The sequence below is a fragment of the Aurantiacibacter marinus genome, from assembly GCF_001021555.1.
Classification (GTDB): Bacteria; Pseudomonadota; Alphaproteobacteria; order Sphingomonadales; family Sphingomonadaceae; genus Alteraurantiacibacter; species Alteraurantiacibacter marinus.
This window is the reverse complement of the sequence record NZ_LDCP01000001.1, coordinates 1,291,668-1,317,843: the sequence shown is the minus strand read 5'-3', so window position 1 is coordinate 1,317,843 and position 26,176 is coordinate 1,291,668. Positions and strand designations below refer to the sequence as shown.

13 protein-coding genes are annotated in these 26,176 nt (G+C 57.3%); 3 read left to right on the top strand and 10 right to left on the bottom strand.

Annotated elements, in window-relative coordinates; translation table 11 throughout:
- The 8 genes from AB731_RS13640 to AB731_RS06230 form a co-directional block, all read right to left on the bottom strand.
- Window positions 1-3,093 (bottom strand): glycosyl hydrolase, encoded by a 3,093-nt coding sequence (locus AB731_RS13640; protein WP_162199448.1) that lies wholly within the window; start codon window positions 3,091-3,093, stop codon window positions 1-3.
- A 61-nt stretch (window positions 3,094-3,154) separates the two neighbouring features.
- Window positions 3,155-6,310, bottom strand: coding sequence for a glycosyl hydrolase (locus AB731_RS06260; RefSeq protein WP_082126366.1), 3,156 nt, complete (start codon window positions 6,308-6,310; stop codon window positions 3,155-3,157).
- 1 nt (window position 6,311) lies between these two features.
- On the bottom strand, window positions 6,312-9,488 hold the full coding sequence (locus tag AB731_RS06255) for a glycosyl hydrolase (protein WP_047091985.1): 3,177 nt from the start codon (window positions 9,486-9,488) through the stop codon (window positions 6,312-6,314).
- An 18-nt stretch (window positions 9,489-9,506) separates the two neighbouring features.
- Window positions 9,507-10,859: a BNR repeat-containing protein gene (locus AB731_RS06250; protein WP_047091986.1), complete on the bottom strand. Its 1,353-nt coding sequence runs from the start codon at window positions 10,857-10,859 to the stop codon at window positions 9,507-9,509.
- 71 nt (window positions 10,860-10,930) lie between these two features.
- Window positions 10,931-14,263 carry a TonB-dependent receptor gene (locus AB731_RS06245; RefSeq protein WP_047091987.1) on the bottom strand — a complete coding sequence of 1,111 codons (3,333 nt, stop codon included), beginning with the start codon at window positions 14,261-14,263 and terminating at the stop codon, window positions 10,931-10,933.
- 201 nt (window positions 14,264-14,464) lie between these two features.
- Window positions 14,465-15,640, bottom strand: coding sequence for a glycoside hydrolase family 88/105 protein (locus AB731_RS06240; protein WP_064971804.1), 1,176 nt, complete (start codon window positions 15,638-15,640; stop codon window positions 14,465-14,467).
- Window positions 15,641-15,685: 45 nt separating this feature from the next.
- Entirely contained in the window at window positions 15,686-16,978 is a 1,293-nt protein-coding gene (locus AB731_RS06235) for a TIM barrel protein (RefSeq protein ID WP_047091989.1), read from the bottom strand.
- A gap of 26 nt (window positions 16,979-17,004) precedes the next feature.
- Complete coding sequence (locus AB731_RS06230) at window positions 17,005-19,116, bottom strand: bifunctional rhamnulose-1-phosphate aldolase/short-chain dehydrogenase (RefSeq protein ID WP_047092956.1); 2,112 nt, start codon at window positions 19,114-19,116, stop codon at window positions 17,005-17,007.
- A 94-nt stretch (window positions 19,117-19,210) separates the two neighbouring features.
- On the opposite strand from AB731_RS06230, the gene AB731_RS06225 reads away from it, so the two are divergent.
- Together AB731_RS06225 and lldD are read left to right on the top strand one after the other, a co-directional pair.
- Window positions 19,211-20,611, top strand: a complete 1,401-nt coding sequence (locus AB731_RS06225; RefSeq protein WP_047091990.1) for an FGGY-family carbohydrate kinase — start codon at window positions 19,211-19,213, stop codon at window positions 20,609-20,611.
- Window positions 20,608-21,756: an FMN-dependent L-lactate dehydrogenase LldD gene (gene lldD, locus AB731_RS06220; protein ID WP_047091991.1), complete on the top strand. Its 1,149-nt coding sequence runs from the start codon at window positions 20,608-20,610 to the stop codon at window positions 21,754-21,756. The genes AB731_RS06225 and lldD overlap by 4 nt, the downstream gene beginning before the upstream one ends.
- Window positions 21,757-21,801: 45 nt before the next feature.
- Here the strand turns inward: lldD and AB731_RS06215 are convergent, their stop codons facing one another.
- A complete protein-coding gene (locus AB731_RS06215; protein WP_231638857.1) occupies window positions 21,802-22,629 on the bottom strand; it encodes a DeoR/GlpR family DNA-binding transcription regulator in 828 nt (275 codons plus the stop codon).
- A 117-nt stretch (window positions 22,630-22,746) separates the two neighbouring features.
- Complete coding sequence (locus tag AB731_RS13975) at window positions 22,747-22,992, bottom strand: hypothetical protein (protein ID WP_156167377.1); 246 nt, start codon at window positions 22,990-22,992, stop codon at window positions 22,747-22,749.
- An 80-nt stretch (window positions 22,993-23,072) separates the two neighbouring features.
- On the opposite strand from AB731_RS13975, the gene AB731_RS06210 reads away from it, so the two are divergent.
- Entirely contained in the window at window positions 23,073-26,132 is a 3,060-nt protein-coding gene (locus tag AB731_RS06210; RefSeq protein ID WP_047091992.1) for a TonB-dependent receptor, read from the top strand.
- The last annotated feature ends 44 nt before the right edge of the window (window positions 26,133-26,176 follow it).

Below are 26,176 nucleotides of genomic sequence, written 5' to 3'. Positions count from 1 at the left end.
TCAGTCTGCCTGCTCGTAGATAGTTACCGGGCCAATCAGACCGGACGGGACCAACGGATCATCCGGGGACTGGAAATATTGCGTTGCAAAGGTTCGGCGCGGGCCGGGTGGTGGAGGCTCATTGGCGCTGTACCATTCAATCATCTGGCGTTCGGGCCAGCGCCCTTCGGGTTCAAAGCCGCTGGTGTCTTCCAGCGCCGCATCACCGATCAGGCGATTGACCCAGAGTGTCGCGACCTCGATCTCAAGAATGTTCTCGCCCTGCCGGATCGCATCGCTCACATCGAGCGCGAAAGGCCGTGTCCACGCCGTCCCCACGGCCACTCCGTTGAGCTGCACCGTTGCCACGCTTTCGACTTGGCCAAGGTCGAGCATCGCGCCATCCCGTTTGCCATTCCACGAAAATGTCGTGCGCCAGGTCGCCTTGCCGGAGAAATGCCGGATTTCAGGATCGTCCAGCGTGCTGAGGTCTGTCAGATGCTCCAGTTCGATAGTGCCAGCATCGCTATAGGCAGGATCGAAAGCGACAGTCCACGGCCCCTCAACGCCGGTCACAACATTGGCTGAAGCGCTTTCTGGCTCAGCGACGACGGGCAAGAATGCATTCGCGGTGTCGAAAATCAGGAAAGTGGATTGGCCAGCCCGAAGCGGGAGGGACAATTGTGTGCGCCCGTCATCACCCACTTGCGCGGGCAGAGCCACAGCTTCGCCGGTCACCGGGTTCCACATCTCGGGCGCGTGTCCGCTGGCGGCGAAGGCCAGATCATACTGCTGATCCATTTCGCCAGCATTCAGAACGAAGAAAATGTGCGTGTCACCAACGCGGCGCTCGGTGAACATGGGCAGTGTCCCGTCGGACTGCACGCGCGAAGCAAGACCCGCCCCGTCAAATACCGCCGCTGCATCTTGCCCCATATGAGCCAGCGCAACAGGGACACCGGCTGCCCGGGCTTCTTCCATCCGGGCAAGTGCCGCATCGCTGGGCACGCGGTCTTGCGGCCACCATATCATCCCGTATCGTGCGCCATTGGGAAGCTCTAAAGTGCCATCCACAAAGCGCGATCGTGACAGCAGCGTTTCCGCATTGAGACAGTTGAATTCCACACCGGCAGGCAGGCGGTCCTGATAGACCTGCCGTTCAGGACATCCAACGGGACTGTCTTCACCAACGAACATGGCGACATCAGTCACCGGCAGTCCTTGCCGCAGCAAATGCTGGCCACGCGCCATATAGGTGAACCATGCCGCACCGCCTTCATCCCACCATGGCTGTGTGCGATCGAAGTGCGACCCATAACGATTCATCGTCATGCCCGGCATCACATGTGTATTGGCCTGATGGGCAAAGCGATGAAACATGAACTGGTTGATCCCGCCGATCCACGCCCGATCTCCCCACACGCGGCCCATGTCCGGGTCGAAGTGCCAATTTACCTCGTCCTGCGAAGTGAACCCTTCGGCGGCCACGATATTGCGGCCATACAGGCGGGCGGCGGATACTGCATCGTTGAAATGCGCGGATTCCCGGCCCATCCAGAATTCACCGGCGGGAATTGAGGCAGTCGCACCGACATCGACATCATTCGTCGGGCCCATGCCATATGGTTCTACAATACTTTCAAGTCCTTCGCGCGCCATCGTATCGGCAAAAACACGGTAGTAATTCTCGCGCATCAATTCGGCATTGTAGGAACGAACCCGGGCCAGCATGTCACGTGTTTCAGCGGCGCTGGATACCAGCCTGCCCGTATAGGCCGGCAGCCAGGGGATGATGGATTGGCCGAACCTTTCGGCGAACATGCCATCGTAACCTTGCGTCCAGTTTTGTCCGCCGACCTCATAACTGTCTATCACCACGCCGGTCAGCGCGCCGGGCGCAACTTCGCGGGACCGGGCAATGACAGGGCCGATGAATGCATCGTAATGCGCCATGAAGGCGGAAGCAGAAAACTTGTCGACTTCAAGCCCGGTGCCTTCAGGCGAGGCGATAACATTGGTCGCCCCGGTCGAAGTATAACCGAAGCGCATGATCGTCCAATCGCCTGCGGGCAGGCGCGCGGTGATGCGGCCATCGCCGCCCATTTGTGCCGAAAGATCAATGATCCGGGCCGGATCGATAATCGTCTCCGCCGCCATATCCAGCCTCTCGGGCAGCCGTATGCCTGTCCCTTGCGCCAGGCTGGTATGGAGCACCAGATTGGGGATGCGCGGTAAAGTAGAGAGTTCCAGCTCCCCCAGTTCGAAGCTCTCCGGCGCGCTGATGCGAAAATGCTGCGCTGCGACTGGTTCGAAAGCTTCGTCCAGCATCCATTCAAACTTGCCGACCCGCTGTTTGGCAAAGCTGTCGACCATCTCCCAGTTCTCACCATCCTGAGAAATTTCGAGCGAAGCATCGAGACTTCTGCTTGGCGAATTCAACAGGCTGATGCTTCGTATTTCTACCTGCTCATCATAGCTGAAGCGGATCCATCCCCGCGTGCCAGCAGGCACTGCAAGGGTTGCCGAGGTGTCAGGATTTCCATCACGAATGATGTCTGTTGCAAATTCCGGATCCGATGCCGTGACAACCGGCTGCAATGCGGCATCGCGCAGTTCGCCAGGAAGCGCAGGATACGCCAGCACTGCGATATCGCGATAAAAGCCTTCGCGCGCAGGTGGCTGTGGCAATCGCAATGATACCGCCCCGCCATCAACCAGCGTCTCGCTCCAGACAACACGCTTCATGGATTGTTCGGGTGTAATCCAGGGGCCACCCGATGACGACCAGCCATCGGCATTATGGAACATGAATTGCAGGCCCAGCCGCTCGCATTCGGCAGCGACATGGGCGATCAGATCAAGATGCTCGGCCGAATTGAACCGCACCGTGCCATGAGAAATGCCTTGGGTCACATGGAACAGAACGATCCCGCCCACACCGACATTTGCCAGCGATTCCAGATCACGGGTAATGCCTTCGCGGCTCATATTGCCGCTCATCACATGGAACCATGTCCACGGACGGGCTTCTGCCGGTGGTTGGGAAAAATCCTGCCGAAGCTGCGCCAGTTCTGATTGTGCCTGAACTGATTGTGCCTGAGCTGGCGAGGCCATTAGAAGCATCGCCAAAGGGCCGAGTGAGGCCGAAGCCAGGCGCTTGTTCGTGCCAGACATGTCAGTCTTGCTGCCGGTAGATAGTCACCGGCCCGATGAGGCCGGAAGGTATCAGCGGATCGTCCGGTGTCTGGAAGTAATGCGTTGCCCAAGTCCGGCGCGGCCCCGGCGGAGGTGGCTCGTTGGCGCTGTACCATTCGACCATCTGGCGCTCAGGCTCTCTGCCTTCGGGCACATAGCCGCTGGTGTCGGGCAGCCCTGCATCGCCGATTAGCCGATTGACCCAGAGGTTAGCGACTTCGATCTCGATTACATTATCCCCAGCCCGCAGCGCGTTGGTGATGTCCACCATATATGGCGCAGTCCACGCCGTGCCCGTTTCCACGCCATTGACCCGCACACTGCCCACGGTTTCCACTTTGCCGAGATTGAGCAGTATCCGCGCATCACCTTCCAGATCACCACTCGAGAGCGATACAGAGTTGCGATAGGTGGCCTTGCCGGAGAAATGACTGATCTCCGGGTCGTCACTTGTGCTCCAATCGAACAGCGCGAAATCGGTAATTGTCCCGGCATCGCCATAAGCGGGATCGAAAGTGAGAGACCAGCCGCTTTCCAGCGTGGTCAGCACTTGCAGCCCAGTTGATGCGCGATCATCGGCGGACCGGAAGCGCAAGGACGGATCGAAAACCACGAAGCGCGATTCATACGGGGCGAGCGTCAGGGAAATGCGCGAGCAGCCGTCGTCCTCCACTACGCCCACAATCGCTTCGCTCGTCCCGGTTACTGCATTCCAAACCTCGCCCGCATTGCCGCCAACGCGGAAACACAGGTTGAAGCTGCGTTCCTGCGCGGCATCGTTGAATGTGAAGAAAACATCCCTCGTCCCGGCCCGGCGCTGGGTGAAGCCCGGCAAATCACCTTCTGCTGAAAGTCGGGGAAGAAGACCCGCAGCCGCAAACGTGGAACGGACATCGTCACCCAGATGCGCCATGGCCACCGGAACCCCGGCAGCCCTCGCCGCTTCCAGCCGGGCCAGCTCTGAAGGACGCGGCGCATGATCGTACGGCCACCAGATCAATTGATATCGCGCACCATTGGGTAGAACGAAGGCGCCATCCTCGAACCGGCCGCGTTCAAGCAATGTCGGAGTGTCGACGCAGTCGAACTCCACCCCCGCAGGCAGCGTGTCGGCAGCAGTCCATTTCTCGGGGCATTCAACCGGGCTGTCCGATCCTACTATCATCGCGACATCCGCAACGCCGTACCCCTGCCGCAGCATATGCTGTCCGCGCGCCATATATGTGAACCACGCCGCGCCGCCTTCATCCCACCACGGCTGGGTACGGTCGATATGCGCCCCCCAACGGTTCATCGTCATGCCCGGCATCACGTGCGTATTCGCTTGATGCGCAAAACGGTGGAAAAGGAACTGGTTGACCCCCGCTACCCAGGCGCGGTCACCCCACGGCTTGCCGAAAGAAGGAGAGAAGTTCCAATTGATCGGTGAATTGGCCGTAAAGGATTCCGCTGCGGCAATGGGCAGGCCATAGGTGCGGGCGGCGGATACGGCGCTGTTGAGGTTGAAGGGATTGACATCCCGCACCCAGAATTCGCCCGCCGGGATAGAAGCGATCGCGCCTACGCTCACTTCGTCGAGCGGGCCATTCCCATAAGGCTGGACAAGGCTTTCCAGCCCATCCTCGGCCATGGCATCGGCGAAGGCACCGTAATAGTTTCGGTTGACGAGCGCTGCGTTGAAATTCCGGATACGTTCAAACATGGCACTGGTTTGTGCCCCACTCGCCACTACGCGCCCGGCATAAATGGGCAGCCAGCGGGTGAGATTCTCGCCGTACGCTTCCGCGAACATCGCATCATAGCCTGCTGTCCAGTTCTGCCCTCCCACTTCATAACTGTCGATCATCACGCCGGTCAGCGCCTGCGGGCCGGCAGCGCGTGTGCGGGCTATTACCGGGCCCAGAAAAGCGTCATAATGCGTGCGGAATGCGTCTGCATCGAACTTGTCGACTTCCAGCCCCAGCCCTTCGGGCGATGGATTGACATTCTGCGCACCTGTAGTGGTGTAACCGAACCGCAAAATCGACCATTGGCCGCCGGGCAGTTCAGCCTCGAGACTTCCGTCGCTGCCCATATTGGCAGACAAATCGCGGATGTCGGCAGGTGCAATCGTAGCCTCTGCCGGGAAGTCATCGGCTGGCGCAATATTGCGGCCAAAGACATAACCGAGCGTACTGTGCGAAGCCGGATTGTCGAGCAATTGCGCCTGCGAAAGCGCCACTTCGCCGAACTCGAACGTCTCGTTCCCTACGAGGCGGAAGTATTGGCCAGTCACCGGTTCAATAGCGGAATCGACTTCCCATTCGTTCTTCATGATACGGGTCTTGGGAAAGTCCTGCACATGACGGAACGATATCCCGTCGTCGGAAACCTCCAGCGATAGTTCCAGATTTCGCACCGGCACATTGGCGAGCCGCGCATGGCGGATCGTGACGGGTTGATCGTAGCTAAACTGTACCCAGCCGCTTTCGCCCTGCGGCACGGTGACCGTGCCCATGCTCGTGATATCGCCATCGCTGACGCGCGAGAGGTCAAGCGAACTGTCTGAAGCTGAAAGGCGCGGCAGGATTGCCGCATCGGCCAACTCGCCCGCCAAGGCAGGATAGGCAATGACTGCGATATCTTCGTAAAATCCTTCGGCCGTCGAAGGCTGCGCCAGCTGTGTGGTGATCGGCCCGCCCTGGACGAGCGTTTCCGACCAGACCACACGCTTCATGGATTGTTCGGGTGCAATCCAGGGACCGCCGGTGGAGGACCAGCCATCAGCATTGTGGAACGAAAATGCCAGCCCCAGCCGCTCACATTCGGCAGCGACATGGGCGATCAGGTCGAGATGCTCGGGCGAATTGAACCGCACCGTGCCATGAGAAATGCCTTGGGTCACATGGAACAAAACGATCCCGCCCACACCGACATCTGCCAGCGATTCCAGATCACGGGTAATGCCTTCGCGGCTCATATTGCCGCTCATCACATGGAACCATGTCCACGGACGGGCTTCTGCCGGTGGTTGGGAAAAATCCTGCCGAAGCTGCGGAAGGTCTGATTGTGCCTGAGCTGATTGTGCCTGAGCTGGGGTAGCTATCAGAAGCGTCACCAAACTTCCGAATACGGCCGTGAACGGATGCTTCATCATATCAGTCTTCCTGCCCGTAAATGGTCACTGGGCCAATCAGACCAGACGGGATCAGCGGATCGTCTGGCGTCTGGAAATACTGCGTTGCCCAAGTCCGGCGCGGCCCCGGCGGGGGTGGCTCGTTGGCTGTGTACCATTCCACCATATTGCGGTGCGGCAGGTTATCTTCTGCGCGATATCCAAGGTTGTCTTCGGGTTCATACCCGCTGGTGTCCGGCAACGCCGCGTCACCAATCAAGCGGTTGACCCACAGGTTGGCGACTTCGACTTCAATTGTGTTGTTTCCTGCTCGAAGCGCACTGGTAATGTCGATTTGATACGGCGCGGTCCACAAAGTGCCCAGTTCGATCCCGTTTATGCGCACGGTCGCCACTGTTTCCACCTGACCCAGATCAAGAGCAAAACTCTTACCGGAGGCAAGTTCATCAGGGGCCAGGTTCACCGTCCTGCGATAGGTGGCCTTGCCGGAATAATGGCGGATTTCAGGATTGGCGCTCTGGCTCCAATCAAACAATGAAACATCGCGCACGGTGCCGGCATCGCCGTAGGCCGGATCGAAAGCGAGCGACCAGCCGTCATCCAGCGTGGCAATCAAGCCCGGTATTGGCCGGGCCGCATCATTTTCAGGCAGGAACTGCAAGCCTGCGTCGAATATTACAAAGCGGGATTCATTGGGGGCAAGATCCAGCACTACGCGCGAACACCCGTCGCTATCCACGCGCCCTGCAACCGCCGCGCCAGTGCCGTCTACCGGGTTCCACACTTCTCCGGCTTTGCCATCGACGCGGAAGCAAAGATCAAAGCTGCGCCGGTGATCCGCATCGTTGAACGTGAAGAAAATATCCATTCCGCCCACGCGGCGCTGTGTGAAACCGGGTAGGTCTCCTTGAGCTGAAACGCGCGGCAGAAGACCCGCATCTGTAAATACCTGCCCAGGCAATTCGCCCCGATTTGCCATCGCGACCGGCACGCCGGCAGCGCGCGCTTCTTCCAGCCTCGCCAGTTCTGCAGGACGTGGTGCGTTTTCGTGCGGCCACCAGATCATCTGGTAGCGCGCGCCATTTGGCAGCACGAATTCGCCATTTTCAAAACGCCCGCGGCCAAGCAGCGTAGGCGTATCCAGGCAGTCAAACTCCACTCCTGCAGGAAGAACGCCGGACGCGGTTGATTTTTCTGGACATAACACTGGCGTGTCAGACCCCACCGCCAAGGCAACATCTGCCACTCCATGACCTTGCCGCAGCATGTGCTGGCCACGTGCCATGTAGGTAAACCACGCCGCGCCGCCTTCATCCCACCACGGCTGGGTGCGATCGAAATGCGAGCCCCAGCGGTTCATCGTCATGCCCGGCATTACATGCGTATTCGCCTGGTGAGTGAACCTGTGAAAGAAGAACTGATTGATACCGGCAACCCATGCGCGGTCACCCCAGGGTTTCCCGAACGCAGGAGAGAAGCTCCAGTTGTCGTCCCAGATCGCGGTAAATGCTTCTGCCGCAACAACAGGGGCATCGTACATGCGTGCTGCCGAAACGGGCCCGGCAAGATGCGTATTAACGTTGCGACCAACCCAGAATTCCCCTGCCGGAATAGAAGCGATAGCGCCCACGCTCACCTCATCAATCGGGCCATTGCCATAGGGTTCGATCAGGCTTTCCAGCCCGTTTGCCGCCATCAACCGTGCAAATTCGCCAAAGTAATTATCATTCATCAGCCCCGCATTAAAATTGCGGATGCGCGCGAACATGGCGCTGGTTTCCGGCCCGCTGGAGACGAAACGGCCAGCGTAAATCGGTAGCCATGGAGTCAGATCTATTCCGTGGGCCTCGGCAAACTGCTGGTCGTAGCCAGCCGTCCAGTTCTGCCCGCCCACTTCATAGCTGTCGATCATAACAGATGTGAGCGCTTCCGGCGCCGCTGCTCGGGTGCGAGAGATTAGCGGCCCGAGAAATGCCTCGTAATGGGTGCGCAATGCAGCGGCATCGAACTTATCAACCTCCAACCCGCTACCTTCAGGAGAAGGCACAACATTACGCGAACCGGTGGAAGTGTAACCGAAGCGCATGACCGTCCACTGACCATCCGGCAAGCTGGTTTCAACGCGGCCGCCGGCATCCACCAATCCGGTGAGGTTGATGACACCGGCCGGATCGATCACTGCACTGGCAGAAACTTGTCTGGGTTGCGGCAGGTCCTGTCCGGGGACATGGGCCATAGTGCTATGCGCCGCCGGGCTGGCCAACCGCTCTTGCTGCGACAAAGCAATTTCGCCGAAATCGAAGCTGCGGCTCGCCGCCACGCGGAAATGCTGGGCAGTTACGGCTGCGAAGGGAGTGTCGACTTCCCATTCGGCGCGCAGGACACGGGTCTTTGGAAAAGCGAACAGAGGGCGAAATGTCTCGCCATCGTCGGATACTTCCAGAGAAAGCTGTACGTCACGCTCTTGCACATTGGCAACGCGAAGATGACCAATGCTGGTCGGCTCCGCAAAGCTGAACTGTATCCAGCCCGCGTCGCTCATATGGGCAGTGGTGCTGGTATCACCATCGGTCAAACGCGCCAGGTCAAGAGAACTGTCGGAGGTTGTTATTTCGGCCGGACTGGCGGCATCGCCAAGCTCCCCGGCCAGCGCCGGATATGCCACGACGGCAATGTCTTCGTAAAAACCTTCCAGTGTCGATGGCTGCGGCAGCACGACTGACACATCGCCGCCCGCAACCAGACGCTCGCTCCACACGACCCGCTTCATCGACTGTTCCGGGGTGATCCACGGTCCAGCAGTGGAAGACCAGCCATCGGCATTGTGGAAGGAAAAAGCCAGACCCAGCCGTTCACACTCTGCTGCGGCATGAGCCATCAGGTCGAGATGTTCCGGTGAATTGAACCGCACTGGTCCGTAGGAAATGCCCTGCGTGACATGGAACAGAACGACCCCGCCCACACCGACTTCAGCCAGAGATTCCAGATCGCGGGTTATGCCCTCGCGGCTCATATTGCCGCTCATCACATGGAACCAGGTCCACGGCCGGGCCTCCGCAGGAGGCTCGGCAAAGTCCTGCCGAAGCTGCGCAATGTTGGACTGCGCGCTTACCGCGGTGGCGGGCAACACAATAACAGCGCCGAGATAAAGCGCACGCAGAACTGCTTTTGTAAACGTGTGAGCGGCCTTTGATTTCATGCGGACCGACACGTCAGCTCAGCGTGGTATGCGGTGCAACCGCAGGGTCGACGGCGCAGGAATGTCTCCGCGCGCCTGATCCTGATTACTGGGGTTGGCTTCCCAGCTTAAATAGAAATCATACCGGCTATCCTCAGCCACGCCCTCTGCCCGCCGGACATATTGAACAAGCTCTTGATTGTCCTGAAATCCCGGAATGACACCGGGCACGACTTCGTAGCTGCCGATGTCTGCAGTGGTGTTGGTCCGTGGATCTACTGTAAATTCTATCGCATTCCCGTCACGGATGGCGCGCACCCGGATGGTGCCGTCATCCGCTACGAATGGGGCCTCCTGCACGAGGATGGATACGTTCAGGCTGCCGCCGCGGTCCAATTGCTGAACGCTGCCGGTCCAATCGCTGATCTGGTGAACTGCCCAGCCGTCGCCAACCTTGCGCGCCAGCATGATCTGCGTGTCGCCATTTTCGTCATGCTTGTAATATGAAATCATGGGCAAGCCATCGCTATCGAAGCCGAGGCGTTTTTGGCCATTGAGGATACCGCCGTATGGCGGAACCGGATCAACGATATCACCGGTCGATCGAACAATCGGAAGAGCAACCGGGTTGCCGTTGGAATCTTCCCAATCAATCAGATTTGCGCTGCGAGCATAGGAGAGGTTGTTGTTGGTCGCGGCGGAGGGCGTTTCACGCCATACCCAGACCGTGTGAAACAGCCCGTCGGGGCCCAATACAGGGCCGATATAATAGGTCCCGCGTTCACCCTCGCCGTCAAAGAAATTCTGGTCGTGAAGAAGTTCCCAAGTCATCGTTCCAGTATCGAAGCGATGATAATAATACCGCCCGTCGCCGCTCGATCCGATGCGGAAGATCGCAATCAGATGGCCTTCGGTATCATGCAGGAAAGTCGGGTAGGTTACACGCTGCTCACGCTCCGCATCGACCATGTAATCGACCTGCTCAAGTGACCGCACATTCCACGGCTCAGTTGAACGAAAATACACCAGTGGATCGGCGTGCATGTTGCCCATGACGTGGATGTAACCCGCTTCGTCCACATCGACTGTCGCGTAATTGTGACTGTCCCATCCCACGAAACTTGGCAGTTTCTGATAACGCCAAGGGGCGCGTTCATGAGGGCGGTGAGCAATGCTCATCTGGCGACTTGCGTCATAGTAGATGATGAACTGGTGACTGCCCCGCTGAATCATCTGGGAATTGACCCTGTGGCCGGACCACACGAAATCAATCGCTTCCACATCGGAGGCCAGATTGAGCTGGGTATCATCGAGGCGATCTGAATCCTGCGCCTGCGCCGGAGTAAACGACAAGACCATCAACGCCGCGGCAAACATCAGATTACGCGTCATCAGAACGCTCCATCAAAAAGTTTGGGGCCGGTGCGCGGTATGAACGCACCGGCCCCTGGGAGAAACGCAGGTTAGAAACGCACTGTCGTAGAAACAGAGTATGTCCGACCGTCATATTCATACAGGCGGAAAAGTTCTTCGAAGCCCACATATTCACGGCGCGATGTGTTCGTGATGTTGAAGACTTCAAAACGGAGCTCGACGTTCTTGATCGGCTGGATGCGACCAGTGAAATCAAGCTGGTCACGCGGCGCGATGATGGTCGATCCACCCAGGAATGACGAACCACCCTGACGCTGGATTTCAGACTGGCTGTTGTATGCCAGACGGAACTGGAACAGTTCATCTTCATAGTAGCCAATGAGGTTGTAAGTATCCTCTGCCACGTTGAAGAGTTGCACATCATTGTCACCGCCCGAACGGACGCGGGTATAGTTCGCAACGAAGCCGGTGTTGCCAAGCAGGCCCGGCAGGAAGTCGAAGGACTGCTGAATCTGCGCTTCGAAGCCGGTCACATTGATGGTGTCCGGATTGTTCACGCTGCGATTGACACGGATACGTTGCGGATCGCCCAGATCGTTGGTGAACACGCAGTTTCCTGCAAATGAACTTTCGATCGGGTTGGGCGAGTTCACGTCCGCAAAGCGGATGTCCTGAAAAGTCCGACCACCCACTGTGAGATCTTCACCTGCAGGACAGAAATTGCGCTGGGTGGAGATATCTCCGATCAGGGATTTGCGGAAGAACCCGATGGCGACGACGGAACCGGGACGGTTGTACCAGCTCAGTCCAAGATCGAAGCCAGTGGAACGACGCGGCTCAATGTCGAGCGAACTGATGCTTACAGTCGTCCGCGGAATGGGCTGCCCGTCTGCACCTACGATCGAATCGTCAGCATTCTCATCGTCGAATTCCGTGCCAGGCTCGGATTCCCGGATGAAAGTCGGCGAAGGTGAAAATTCGGCAAGATCGAGCGCTTCGAATGTTTCATAATAGGCGGCACGAACCACCAGATCCGGAGTGATCTCATAAATGAGGTTGGCCGATGGAAGGAACCGCTCGAAGGTGTTGTTGGCTTCATCGAAGTTAAGCTCAGCCCCTTCGCGGAATACCAGCGGGTCGCCGCCGTTTGCCGCACGAATTGCCGCCAGATTTGCGTAAAATTCTGCCGAGATCGGGCGGACCAGACCGGTAAGATCGGTACGGACATAACGCCCGCCGACATTGCCGCGTAGCTGGAAATCGGAAACCTCGCCAAAATCGAACTTGGCCATGCCGTAAAGTTCAATGGTATCCCGCGAGGAATCGAAGTTGGTATCGATCGTGCGGTTCTGCGGCAGTCGCGGCAGATACGTAGTACCTGGAACCACCGGCAATGCAGCCAGCAGTTCATCAACCGTAACCGATTGCGCGCTCGCCGTTGTCAATTCCGGCATATAATTGCGCAAATTGCCGTTGTTGGGCGAGAAGGCAAGTCCATCGACCTGGCCGCCGTTCGCAGCACCCAATTGGCTTTCCAGAACCGGGATATCGATTGAAAGGAACTGGTCGGTTTCAATTCCCGGAATGTTTCCGCCTGCGAAAAAGCTGCCACTAGTAACGCCATCATTCAGACGAAGAATATCAGCTGTGATCGCCGGAAAGTTCAGGCCAAGAGCGGAAAATTCCTGGCGGAAACGGGCCGAGTTTTCCTGCGAGTAATAACCACCGATACCGACTTCTGTGATGAAGCTGTTCGAGAATTTGCGAGCGACATCGAAGTCAACGGATGCAAGGTCGCGTTCTGCGCCTTCGAGGAAGCCCAATGCAAGGATCGAAACTGGCGAATTGAACGCCCCGCCGTTAGGTGCGGTGATGCGGAAATCATCGCGCGCACCGATCGCACTGCCGGTCTCAATCCGCCAATTGCCGAGCGTATTTCCGAGATCCAGAAGTTCGGCGGGGACGAAATTATCGACAAAGATATTGTTGAGATTGCCGAGACCCTGATCGAAGATGGCAAGTTGTCCGGTACCACGATCATCGATGCCATCCAGATTGGCATCGGGTGAGCGTGTGGAAGCGCTGCCGCCGCGGTTGCGAATGCGCACGTCATACTGGCTGAGAGCTGAAGTACCGGTTGCCTCCGAATAGGTCCCGATGATGTCGACCCGCCAATCATCGTTTTCGAAATTCATTTGCGGGTAGATTGCCCACGATTCATCAAGAGCCGGAAAACTGCGGTTGCCGATTGCGGTCTGTTGGTCGCTGACCTGAATGCGCGGCACGATGTACACGTTTTCCTCGACGTTGTTTTCGTCAAAGTCAGTTGTGCCCAAGCGGACCGGGTTTGAAAGCGGCGAAATGAGCGAGCTGCCATTGTTTGGCGCTTCCGTGATGAAAATATCCTGATTGGATTCACCAAGATCGCGGCGCGTATAAAGACCGTCGAGACGGAATTGCAGGTTATCGGTCAATTCGTAAGCGAGGCCGGCGGCACCAGAGACACGGTAGCCGCGATTGTTCTGGACAATCTGCCGGATCGCCTGCGGATAGATTACAGAATTGTTCAGGCCATTTTCGCCCACAGGCGCAATATCGAAGAATGAATTCGGCTGAGCACTCAAGGTATCGCCAGTGCCGCTAACGGCGCTGCCGTCAGCATAGGCAGCTACTTCGGCATTGCTGAACGCGCGGTACTGATTGATGCGGAAAGTATCGCGGCGGAAGCTTTGGTCCGAATAGGACACGGTTCCGTAAACGCCAAAGCGATCTCCCAGGCGCTGCGCCCCGGTGAAATAGAAGGACGGATTGTAATCTTCCGTCGTACCTTCGTAAGTCAGCTCTGCGCGGGCCGCAAAGCCTTCGCGCCGCTGCAACGCACTGTTGAGGCGAAGATCAACCTGGGCAGCAAGGCCGCCGGCAGGCGTATCCGCAGTGAACGACTTGATGACATTTGCGCCATTGAAGATCGCACTTTCGAAAATCCCGAACGGGTTACCGGTGTTGCTGCCACGCGTGGTCGACGCAATCGCCTGACCCATAACAGTTGTCTTGGTGAACTGGCCCGGAAGCCCGCGGACGGAGATCGTCGCATCGCGGCGTGCCCCTTCGCGGTTGATCTGGACACCGGGGATACGCGCAAGCGCCTCACCCAGGTTAAGGTCCGGCGTCGAACCGATGTCATCGGCAGAAATACCGTCGAGAACAACGTCAGCATTCCGGCGAATATCCAGCGCATTCGCAAGACTGTCGCGGATACCGCTGACGATAATCACATTGTCGTCGGTTGTTTCTGCCGTTTCAGGAGCCGGCGCATCCTGCGCCGAAGCAAATCCAGGAACACAAAGCGCGGTGAGCGCAACCCCTGCAAAAAAAGCCGATTTACCAACGAATGAGCCATTGCAGGCGCCGCGAATTTTCATAATTTCTCCCCAAGTGAATTCTTATTATTTGATCAAAGTGTATCAAGCCGACTGAGCAGGTCAATGCTCTTAAGTGATGTTTTATGATTTTTTATGATTGATTGCGCTTACAGTTGCAAATCCGCAACTAGCGGCGATTATGCAACCATCACGTTAAGCCATTGACCTTGGTCGTTTTTGCCGATTCGAGGCTGATTGCGCTCACCTCGTGCGAAGGCGCTCGATCTGTCCTGCTGCAAGCAGGAATGCTCCGACTCCGTAAAGCTGCGTATCGTCCGGCTGAACCCCCTCGGGCTGATCGCCAACCTGCTGCACGTAACCCAGCCGGCCATCGGCATCGACATTTGCGACAAGCGCATCCCAGCCTGCATTTGCCGCGGTTTCGTAGCGATCGCCCACAAGCACGCCTTCGTTCAGGCCCCACGCCAAGCCGTATGTGAAGAACCCGGTACCGCTGGTCTCCGGCGGGGTCTCGCTAGTTGCCAGCAAGGACGCACGCCACATGCCTTCATCAGTCTGGATAGCGACAAGGCTGTCGGACATACGCCGGAACAGCGAGATATAGTAATCGCGGCGCGGATCATTCACGTCCATGACCTGAAGAATGTTCACCAGCCCGCCGTACACCCAGCCGTTTCCGCGGCTCCAGAACAGTTTTTCACCATCGGCGCCGCGCCGATCGAAGAACCGACTGTCACGGTAGTACAGCCCCACTTCCTGATCGAAGAGCAGATCGGTCGCCACCACGAATTCTTCATGCGCAAAATCTGCATAGGCCGCATTGTTCAAAGTCGATGCAGCGTCCCACCATGTGGCTGGCGCCATGAATAGAGCATCGGACCAGCACCAGCGCCGGGCACAACCAGGATCGCTCTCGACATCAGGATGCATCATCTGGTTGGTCGGGCGATCAGCCAGAATGGCATCAAGTGTCGCCTGTGTTGGAGCAAGGTCTGCCGACGCCACGCCGGCGCGATCCAGCGCGAAATAGACTTGCCCGATCAGGTGATCATCGGCGTGATACAGCCTGTCACCAAGACGCCAGTCCTGATCATCGGCAATCCGCGTTAACGATTGGAGATAGAGCGGCTGATCGGTCCGCTGGGCGTAATCCGCCAGTCCAAGGAAGAACGTGCCCATAACCCAGCCGCGTTTGTTTGGCGTTTCGCGGGAAATGTAGCGAATCGTTTCTTCCAGATTATCCAGGTTTGCCAGCTGCCAGTTCGCCGCACGATTGGCGACCTCGCGGATCTCCGCTCTCGTGTGCTGTTCCGCCATGACGTTCTGTGTCGCCGGCACCGGCACTGTTGCACAGGATGACAACAGCATCGCCATAGGGGCCAGCACCAAACCGGCCGCGGACAGTGGATTACGCATCTTGGACATCATCTCTCGCTTTTTGTCTTGATTTCAGGCGCCTGTTCAGACGATGCCGGCACCAAGGCCGACTGCTTTGCGCTCTTGCGCTTTGCGTTCACGGTATTTGCTGGCGCGATAGACCCCAAGCCAGTCGATTGCCCCGCCCTGCTCTTCTCGGGCCTTGGCAAGTATCGGGCCGACATCGGTATCATAGGCGGCACGCAGAGTGCGGAACGCGAGCATCACGTCATTATCGTTTTGCGCGGCCGACAAGGCTTCGCGGTCAACGATCACGGCACGCGCAAAGCATCCGGCAATTGTTTCCGCCGAAGACAACATGCTTTCGATAGGGTCCGTGACGTTGTGCGACTGGTCTATCATGTAGGAAGGATCGAACCCTTCCCGCGGATTGCGTTCCGCCTCGATCAGTTCGTTGAACACCAGAAACAGCTGGTGTGGATTGATACTGCCGCTGTCCAGATCATCGTCGCCGTATTTGCTGTCGTTGAAATGGAAGCCGCCCAGCTTTCCGGCACGGTGCAGACGCGCAACGATCTGTTCGATATTCACATTCGGCGCATGGTGACCAAGGTCGACCAGACACTTGCACTGATCGCCCAGTTCCTGCGCTGCCATGAGCGAACTGCCCCAGTCCGCAATCACGCTGGAGTAGAATGCAGGTTCGAACATCTTGTGTTCCAGCATCATTGTCCAGTCTGCTGGAAGCGCGTCATAAACGTGGCTGGTGGCATCGATATAGCGATCAAGAGAGCGCCCGAGATCCTGCTGACCTGGGAAATTGGTGCCGTCACCAACCCATACTGTCAGCCGCTTCGAGCCGATCTTCTTACCGATCTCGATACAATCAATATTGTGCTCTATCGCCTGCTGGCGGGTCGCCTCCACTGTGGAAGAAAGCGAACCGGTGGCGTAGGTCTGCACCTGATCGGGCTGATCCTGAAATGTGTTGGAATTGACTGCATCGAAGACGAGGTCATAAGCCGCCGCCTCTTCACGCAGGCCGGCGTAATCATCCACGCAATCCCACGGGAAATGCGGACTAACGCCGGGAGTGCTTTTCCCAAGCTGATGGATTACCGCGCAATCCTCCAGCTTTTCATGGATGTTGGTCGGTTCGCCGGCCAGCGGGAATTTGGCAAAGCGCGTACCGCCCCTGCCCGCACCCCAGCTTGGCACTGCAACGCCAAAATCTTTTACGCGGTCCTTGATCGCATCGATTGCGATTCCGCGCCGTTCAAGCTTCCTGCCCAGTGCCGCATATTCGTCTTCCAGCACTTCGCTGGCGGACGCGTTGGACTGCGACACCAGATCGATTGAAATTGGTGATCCCGTCATGTGAACCCCTCCCGGGTTTTGATTTTCTAACGTGTAAATGCCTGCGCGTTGCCCGCGTCTACATTGATCATATTGCCGGTTGATTTGGCCGAAGCCTCACTGGCGAACCAATAGGTGGCTTCAGCGATATCATCGGGAAGAACCGAACGCTTCAGCATGGAACGCTGGCGATAGTGTTCTTCAAGCTCGTCACCGGAATCGATGCCATGCGCACCGGCACGTTCCTGACGCCAGTCGCCATCCCAGATGCGGCTGCCACGAATGACTGCATCAGGATTAACGACATTCACGCGGATACCGCTGTCTGCCCCTTCAAGCGCGAGGCAGCGTGCAAGGTGATTGGCAGCAGCCTTTGCACTGGCATAGGCGCTGGCATTCTTTGCAGCAGCCACAGCGTTCTTGGAACCGATGAACACGATGCTGGTACCACCCATGTCGGCCATACCCTCCATCAGGGGCCAGGCGTGCTTTGCCGTAAGGAAATAGCCCTTTGACAGAACATCGAAGTTCTTGTCCCACAGCTCTGTGGTGGTTTCCGAAATCGGGGCCGAGGATGCGATACCGGCATTGGCCACCAGCACATCAATACCGCCGAATTCGCGGGCACATTCTGCAACCGCTGCTGCGACCTGCGCCTCGTCGGTTACGTCGCACTTTACAGACCGCACAACATCAGCACCGAAAGCCTTGGCGAGATCGCCATGCACAGTTTCGACGCTGCCTTCATCGCGGTCTGCCAACATAACACATGCGCCATCCTGCAACATGCGGCGCGCAACGGCTGCACCGATGCCGCCAGCACCGCCGGTTACCAAGGCGACCTTGCCGACCATTTCCTTGGGGGCAGGCATGCGCTGTAGCTTGGCTTCCTCAAGCAGCCAGTATTCGATGTCGAATGCTTCCTGCTCGTCCAAAGCGATGTAATCACCGACAGCTTCTGCGCCGCGCATCACATTGATCGCGTTGAGATAGAATTCACCTGCAATACGCGCGGTGGCCTTGTCTTTTGCGAAAGTCATGCGGCCTACGCCAGGCACCAGCACAACCACCGGATTGGCATCGCGCACGGCAGGCGAATTGTCGCGCTTGCAGCGGTCGTAATATGCGCCGTACATGGCGCGATAATCGGAGATAGACTGCGCCAGATACGCGTCATCTTCCAAACGGTCAGCGTCCAGCGTCAGCGGAGCGATTTTGGTGCGCAGGAAGTGATCCGGGCATGATGTTCCCAGCTCCGCCAAACGGTGGAAGTCCTTGCTGCCCACAAACTCCATCGTGGCCGCATCATCGGAGAAGTGGCCGACCTTGCGGCGATCGCCAATCATCAGACCGCGAAGGCGCGGCATCAGGCCTGCCGCAATTTCCGCACGATCTTCACGCGCACCGGTCACCGCGCCACCGAAGGCCGGGGCGCTTTCAAGCTTGCCGTTGAGATATTCGGCAGCCTCGGCAATCAGACGAACAGTCTGGTCGTAGCAATCCTTGGCAGTGTCGGCCCAACAGATGATGCCATGGCCAGCCAGCATTGCGCCCTTGGCATTGGGATTGGCCTTAGCGAAATCGCGGATTTGAACACCCAGCGTAAAGCCGGGGCGCTTCCACGGTAGCCAGCCTATCTCTTCACCCCAAAGCTCCCGCGTGGCAGCTTCGCCGCCGCTTGAAGCAGCCAGAGCGATGATCGCGTCCGGATGGACATGATCAATATGCTTGGACGGAAGCAGGGAATGCAAAGGTGTATCGATGCTGGCAGCGCGGCCATTCAGGTTGAAAGTGCAATGCGGAAGGAAGCCGACCATCTTGTCGTCATCTTCATCGCCGGAATAGTGCGATTCAAGAGCGAGAAGCTTTTCCTGATAAAGCGTCGAAAAGCCATCAAGCCCCATGGAGCCGATATCGCCGCCGGAACCCTTTACCCACAAGACCTCCACTTCCTCACCCGTCAGCGGGTCCCGCTCCATAACTTTCGCGGAGGTGTTCCCCCCGCCAAAATTGGTTACAGTCAGATCGGCACCGAGAAGGTTGGAGCGATAGAGCAACAGCTCCGATTCGCTCATGTTCGATGCTTCACTAGCGTCCCAGTTGTTTTCCGGGATCGCAAACGGGATGGCTTTCTCAGCCAGAGGCGTGTGCATGTTCATAACGCCGAGCGTTACCATCGGGACTTTTCATAAGCAATCAATTTCGCTAATCAGCAATCATAAAACGTATAAGTCTTGGTGCCGGGAGAGTGTATTGCAAAGTGGGTTCGCGGTTGTTGTCGACATCGGCAAAACTCTCAGCAAACTGACCCTTTGGTCGCGTGAAGGTGAGATACTTGAACGATTTACGCGGCCCAACGAGCGCATCGTAGAGGAGGGCGTAGCCCGCCTCGACGAAAGCGGGATCGCAGGCTTTGTTCTCGATTCGCTTGCCAAAGTATCTGATCATCCGGTCGAATTCATCGTACCAGTAGCGCACGGCGCTGGGGCAGTGGCGATAAAGGATGGATCCATCACCCATCCACCGTTTGATTATGAAGCCGAACCGCCAGAAGAAATTGTCTCGGCCTATCGCCAGATCCGCGCGCCATTTGCCGAAACCGGATCTCCTGCCCTTCCAGCGGGACTCAATCTGGGAATGCAGCTGTACTGGGCCGACTCGAAGTTTCCCGAACAGACCAAAGGTGCGACCCTGGTGCCCTGGACGCAATACTGGGCGTGGCTTCTGTCCGGCGTGGCCGCCAGCGAAGTTACCAGCCTGGGTTGCCACACGGATTTATGGGATCCGGTGTCCGGCGATTTCTCCTCCCTCGCCAAACAGCGCGGTTGGGCAGATCGATTCGCCCCGCTTCGCAAGGCAAACGATGTGCTTGGCACGCTTCGTCCGGAATTGGCTGCGAAGACCGGCTTGTCGCCTGATGTCAAAATTCTTGCCGGCCTGCACGATTCGAACGCCGCGCTGCTCGCAGCGAGAGGCTTTGCCGAGATCGAGGACAATGAGGCGACCATTCTATCTACCGGAACGTGGTTCATCGCTATGCGGCTTGCCCGATCGGCAGTCGATCTTGCAGACCTGCCCGAAAGCCGTGATTGCCTGGCGAATGTCGATCCCTTTGGTCAACTTGTCCCGTCGGCCCGCTTTATGGGCGGACGGGAGATCGAAAGCCTGATCCAGATCGACACCCGCCGAGTGGACATCAAACCAGACCAGCCCAAGCTGCTCGAAGCGGTGGCCGATGTTTTCACTCAGCAGGCCTTTGTGCTGCCCACCCTGTCAGCCGGAAATGGCCCATACCCCGATCTTGCAGGTGGCTGGGTCAGGCGCCCGGAAGATTGGTATGCCCGCCGCGCGGGGGCATGTTTGTATGCAGCACTTGTAGCCAACACCGCGCTTGATCTGGTGGGCGCACAGGAACGGCTTCTGGTAGAAGGCCGCTTTTCCGAAGCGGAGGTTTTTGTCCGCGCGCTCGCATCGCTCCGGCCCGGCACGAAGGTTTATGTTGCCAATGCCCATAATGATGTCAGCTTCGGAGCCATGCGCCTGATTGATCCTTCTCTTCGTCCGTCCGGCGAATTGCGACAGGTCCAGCCACTTGACGAAGATATCAGCCTTTACGCCGCCGCGTGGCACGCACAATTGGAAGTTCCGGCATGAAACCCGCCAGCACAACAGACTACCGCGAACTGGCCCGTCGCCGCCTGCCGCATTTCCTGTTCGAATATATCGACGGCGGTTCCTATGCGGAACAGACGCTGGGCCGGAATATCGCGGATTTGCAGGACATTGCCCTGCGCCAACGCGTGTTGACCGATGTTTCGAAACTTGATTTGACCACGCAGCTGTTCGGCAACAAGCAGCAACTTCCTGTCGCACTTGCGCCGATTGGCCTTGCCGGCATGAACGCCCGTCGCGGTGAGTGTCAGGCCGTTCGGGCTGCGAACAAGGCGGGTATTCCGTTTACGCTATCCACCGTGTCGGCCTGCGATCTGGAAGAAGTCGCCGCGGCCGCAAGTGATCCGTTCTGGTTCCAGCTTTACATGATCCGCGACCGGGAATTCATGCGCGATCTGATGGCCCGCGCTGTCGCAGCAGGCTGCACGGCACTGGTCTTTACGGTGGACATGCCTGTGCCCGGTAGCCGTTACCGCGATTACCGTTCCGGCCTTGCCGGCGCACCGGGTTTCGCAGGCGACCTTCGCCGCGCCTGGCAAGGTGCGATGCGTCCGCGCTGGGCATGGGACGTTGGCATCCACGGTCGGCCGCACAGTCTGGGAAATGTCGCTCCGGTTCTTGGTGAAGGTTCAGGCATCGAAGATTTCTTCGCGTGGATGCGCGACAATTTCGATCCGAGAGTAACGTGGGATGACATCGCTTTCATCAGAAGCGAGTGGAAAGGGCCACTAATTATCAAGGGCCTGCTGGATGCAGAGGATGCCCGTATGGCTGCCGACGCCGGAGCGGACGGAATCGTGGTATCCAATCACGGCGGCAGGCAGCTGGACGGCGTACCGTCCACCGCACAGGCGCTACCGCCAATTGCTGATGCGGTGGGCGACCGGCTTACCGTTCTGGCAGACGGAGGCGTTCGCACGGGCCTGGATGTTATTCGGATGCTGGCACTCGGAGCGAAAGGTGTTCTGCTTGGGCGCGCATGGGCATATGCGCTCGCCGGCAACGGCGAGGCCGGGATCACGCATATGCTTGCGCTTATCGAAGCGGAAATGCGGGTCGCGATGGCGCTGACAGGGGTGACCTCGATTGATGCCATCTCACGTGATATTCTGGTGAAGGACCACTGACTGTGTGCGATCTGCAGCCTGAAGGCCGCAGAAAGTCAGCTGGCGTCAGCTCGCGTCAGGCTCAACGATCTCGATGTGCTTGAGCCCGGCATCGCGCAGCTGCGCAATCAGTTTGGGGTCGGCATTACTGTCCGTGATCATGCGATCGATACGCGCCAATTCGCACACGATTGCGCCCGATGATACTTCCAGCTTGCTTGAATCGACCATCAGGATCGTTTCATCCGTGCGTTCAAGAAAGCGCCGCTGGCTCGCCACGAGAAGCGCGTCAGCCTGAAATATTCCGCGCGGGCTGACAGCGGCCGCCCCGATAAACAGCTTGCCCGCGTGAAAATTGGGCATGCTGGTTTCGCCCGCAGGAGCAAGAATGATGTTCTGTTCGCGGAAAATAGGCCCTGACGGCACCAACAATTGCGTAGTTTCCTGCCGTAGCAATGCATTCACGATATGCAGCGAGTTTGTGAGAACCTGCAGTTCGATCTCGTCCAGAAATTCGCACATCTGGTAGGTCGTCGTCCCGCCGTCGATGATGATGCCTTCGTGGGGCCTGCAATATTTTGCCGCCGCCCTCCCGATGGCCCGCTTCGCCAAGACGTTCTGTCGCAGGGATTTATCGAATGGCGTCCCGGTCAGACTTGGCAGGGCGGACTGCTCTGATGAAGAAGGATCGACTTCCTTGGCCCCGCCATGCAGCCGCGTGATTTTGCCCAGCTTCTCAAGCCGCGCCAAATCCCTTCGGATCGTTGCCGGGGAAGCGTCCACCTTTTCTTCCAGATCACGGTAGGTCGCAAAGCCCTTTTCACGCAGAGCGCCGAGGATAATATCCTCTCGCTCCGATGCGTGCATGCCCCGCGCTTTTTGAATGTCAGCCATAACTTGAAAATCGCCTGTTCAATCAAATTCCCCTTCTACCACTACTGCATGTTGGCCAAGTGGGTAGCAAGGCACAAACTGACGCAATTGTATCACAGCGCGCACGAGGTTGAAGATTCATGCAAGCTGTCCGAGGCTTTTCAAAGCACGAGATGTCATCTTACCATAAGCAACCCTGGCCAATAACCCGCTGTTGTATAAAGAAATACTATCCCACGCAGACTCATCTGCCGCACGTCGGGCCAGTCGGCACGAACAGGTGGCAAGCTGCGCAAGGCTCATTCTTAAAGTAGGCAATATTTGAGACAATCCACAACGCAGGATGAAACAATAAAGCAACAATGTTAATTCAAGTTCAGTCATTATATTGCAAGACTGATCATAATTTTGCATAGACCCGATTCAGGCCCTCACAAAAGACAGGGTCGACATTGGAGAGGGAAATGCGAAAGACAATCAAATCGGCCCTATGCACGGCCGCTTCCACTGCTGTGGCATCGGCCCTGCTACTGGTTTCGAATCAAGCACTTGCACAATCAACCGATGATCAGGATTCTACTTCGCCAGACAATGACACCAATGTCATTATCGTTAGCGGCATTCTCGGTTCGCTCGCCAGCGCGCTTGAAGAAGAACGTCGTGCGGACAATATCGTGGAGGTCATTCGGGCCGAGGATATCGGAAAGCTGCCCGATCAGAACCTCGCCGAAGTGCTCGAAAACATCACGGGCGTTCAAATTGATCGTTCAGCGGGGGTTGGTACATCAGTACAGATCCGCGGCACGGGCGCAAACCGGGTTGAGATTAACGGCGTTTCTACTGTCGGCGCTGGTAATGGCCGGTCAGGTATCAGCTTTGAAGATTTGCCCGCAGCACTGATTGCCGCCGTTGAAGTAACCAAGGTCTCTGAAGCAAGCACGATCGAAGGTTCAGTTGGCGGGACGATCAATCTGCGCACGATTCGCCCGCTCGACCTGCGTGGCCCATTGATCTCGGTGCGCGCGCAAGGCGAGTACAGCGATCTGTCCGACACAATTTCACCGCGCATCTCGGCGACGGTCGGCAACAATTGGGATACGGGGGCGGGAGAGATCGGTCTCGTGTTGAGCGCGAGTTACGCTGAACTCGACGTCACCCAATTTTCGCCGCGCGTTGATCGCGACCGCGCGGTGCTTCCCAATTCCGGATTGGCCAGCGCTGAATCGTTTCCCTTCCTGCGCATCCAGTTTCTTGATCAGCAACTGACGAACCAGGAGTATGAAACTCTCAACTTCACCGGCTCAGTCGAATGGAAGCCGACGGACAACCTTCGGCTTTATGTTGACGCGACCATCAACGATCAGAGCCGCATTCAGCAAAGTTCGCGCGCATTCTTTTCGGGAACTACCGCCACACCGGTAATCAACAACACCGATAATACCTCTTTCGAAACCGTAGATCTCGGAACAGTCGATGGCCCTAACGGCCCGCTCGTGTTGGGCGAGGTCCAGGCAGTTACGTCGGGTGTTCTGGGCGTTGGTGTAGCCGGCAATGGCTCAATTGATGCCAATTTACGAATGGGCACGCAGACAGGTTCACGCCTTACTGAAAGTTCGGTGCTCGCCGCAGGCTTCGAATGGAATTTCGACAGGCTGACAGCCAACGTGGAACTTTCGCGCTCGAAATCGGTCACAGATCTTCCGAACCTTTCGTCAGAGATCGATTTCATCAACCCCCGCGGCCCGCAACCTTCGTTGGGTCGCAGCAGCGACAATGGCGTTCCCGCCATTTTCGACACTCGCGATGGAATACTGCAATTCGGGATTGCTCCCGGCCTTGCAGAAAGCCCTACGAGTGCGGATCTGCTCAATCCGGCGAACTATCGCCTTCGGGGTCTTGGCCAAGGGGCCAGCAGTAACGACAATCAGGAAGACGCGTTTCGGGTCGACCTCAATTTCGACACTGTAGGGGTTTTGCCGCTGTTTTCGTCGATCGACGCAGGCTGGCGACACAATGTGAGTTCTGCGGTAAATCTGGACAGCACTTTGTCCAGCAACTTTACAGCAACGAGTTCACCTTCGTTCTTCCGCCCTAGCCTTGATCAGTTCAGTCAGTTCGTCGTCGCCGGACCGAACAATTTCAACGCCGCCGATAGTCGGACATTGTTCATTCCGGATTATCTGCAAATCGATCCTGTCGCATCTGTGACAGATCGTGCTGGTTTGATTACAGCGATCAACGCTGCCATCAGCGAAAACAATCAGGCCAACAATGTCAGTCTGCCTCTCATCGGAGAGCCAACGCAAACGCTGACTGCGTTTTTTGACATCGAAGAAAAGACCAATGCCTTGTATGTACAAGGCAATTACGACTTCGACGTCGGGAATATCCCCATTCGCGGCAACCTGGGCGTGCGCTGGGTACAAACCGATATCAATTCAACGGGCAACAATGTCATCAACGGCGTGGTGGAGGGACAGCTCAACCAATCGTCGAGCTATGACTTCCTCCTGCCAAGATGGAGCTTTGTTGCAGAGCCGGCTGCAGATTTACTGATACGCGCTGGCATATCGCGTGACCTTCGCCGACCGAATTTTGATGATTTGTCGATCTCGGTCGCTTTTTCCGGCAGCGCAACGGCACCAGTTACGATCGGCAACCCTGATCTTCAGCCGGAAACTGTGTGGTCATATGATCTGGCGGGCGAGTACTACTTCTCCGATACAGGATTGATCAGTGTCGGCGTCTTCCACAAGCGGCGTACAAATCTGTTTGCTCGCGAAACCGCATTTCCGACAGAAACCACCGGTGCAGGAGGCCAGATTGAACGGGATATCACTCCGCCATGCGAAGGTGGCGGTATCTTCAATCCGTTTGCAGACCGTAACGTCTTCTCGTCCATACAGGGCCAAGGACTGTGCGTGCCCGTCGCCTCGACCATTAACTCAAGCGGCGTTGCCACACAGACCGGTGTAGAAGTTGCCTTTCAATATGATCTGTCCCGCTTCGAAAACACGCTCGGGTTTGCGTCCGGCTTCGGATTTATCGGCAATTTCACGTATCAAGAAGATGGTGGTGACGTCAGCAACTTCTACAACGGAAGTGGTGGAGGCAATGCTCTCAACCAGTTGCTGGGCCGGACAGATACAAACCAGTCAACCCAGACGCTCGATGATGATGTCGTGTTTCAACGGATAACGCTCCCGAATTTGTCGAATTACGCTTACAACGCTACGCTCTTCTACGACAAATATGGCATCAACTTCCGCGCCCGCTACACTTGGCGGTCCGACTTCGTCATTCAGGAAACGCAGCGTTTCGGCCTGCCCCGCGTAGTCGATGATCGTGGTCAGCTGAATGCTAGTCTGAGCTATGCGATCACGGACCGACTGAGCGTCGGTATCGACGGGATCAACCTGCTACGCGAAGACCGGAATGAATGGTGCATCAATGACGATGCACTCCTGTGCGAGCAGGGCTTGACCGACCGCCGATTTGTCGCCGGCGTCAGCTTCCAGTTTTAAGGCACAGGCAGTTGAACAGGAAAGGGGGTGCCGCGCTGCGGTGC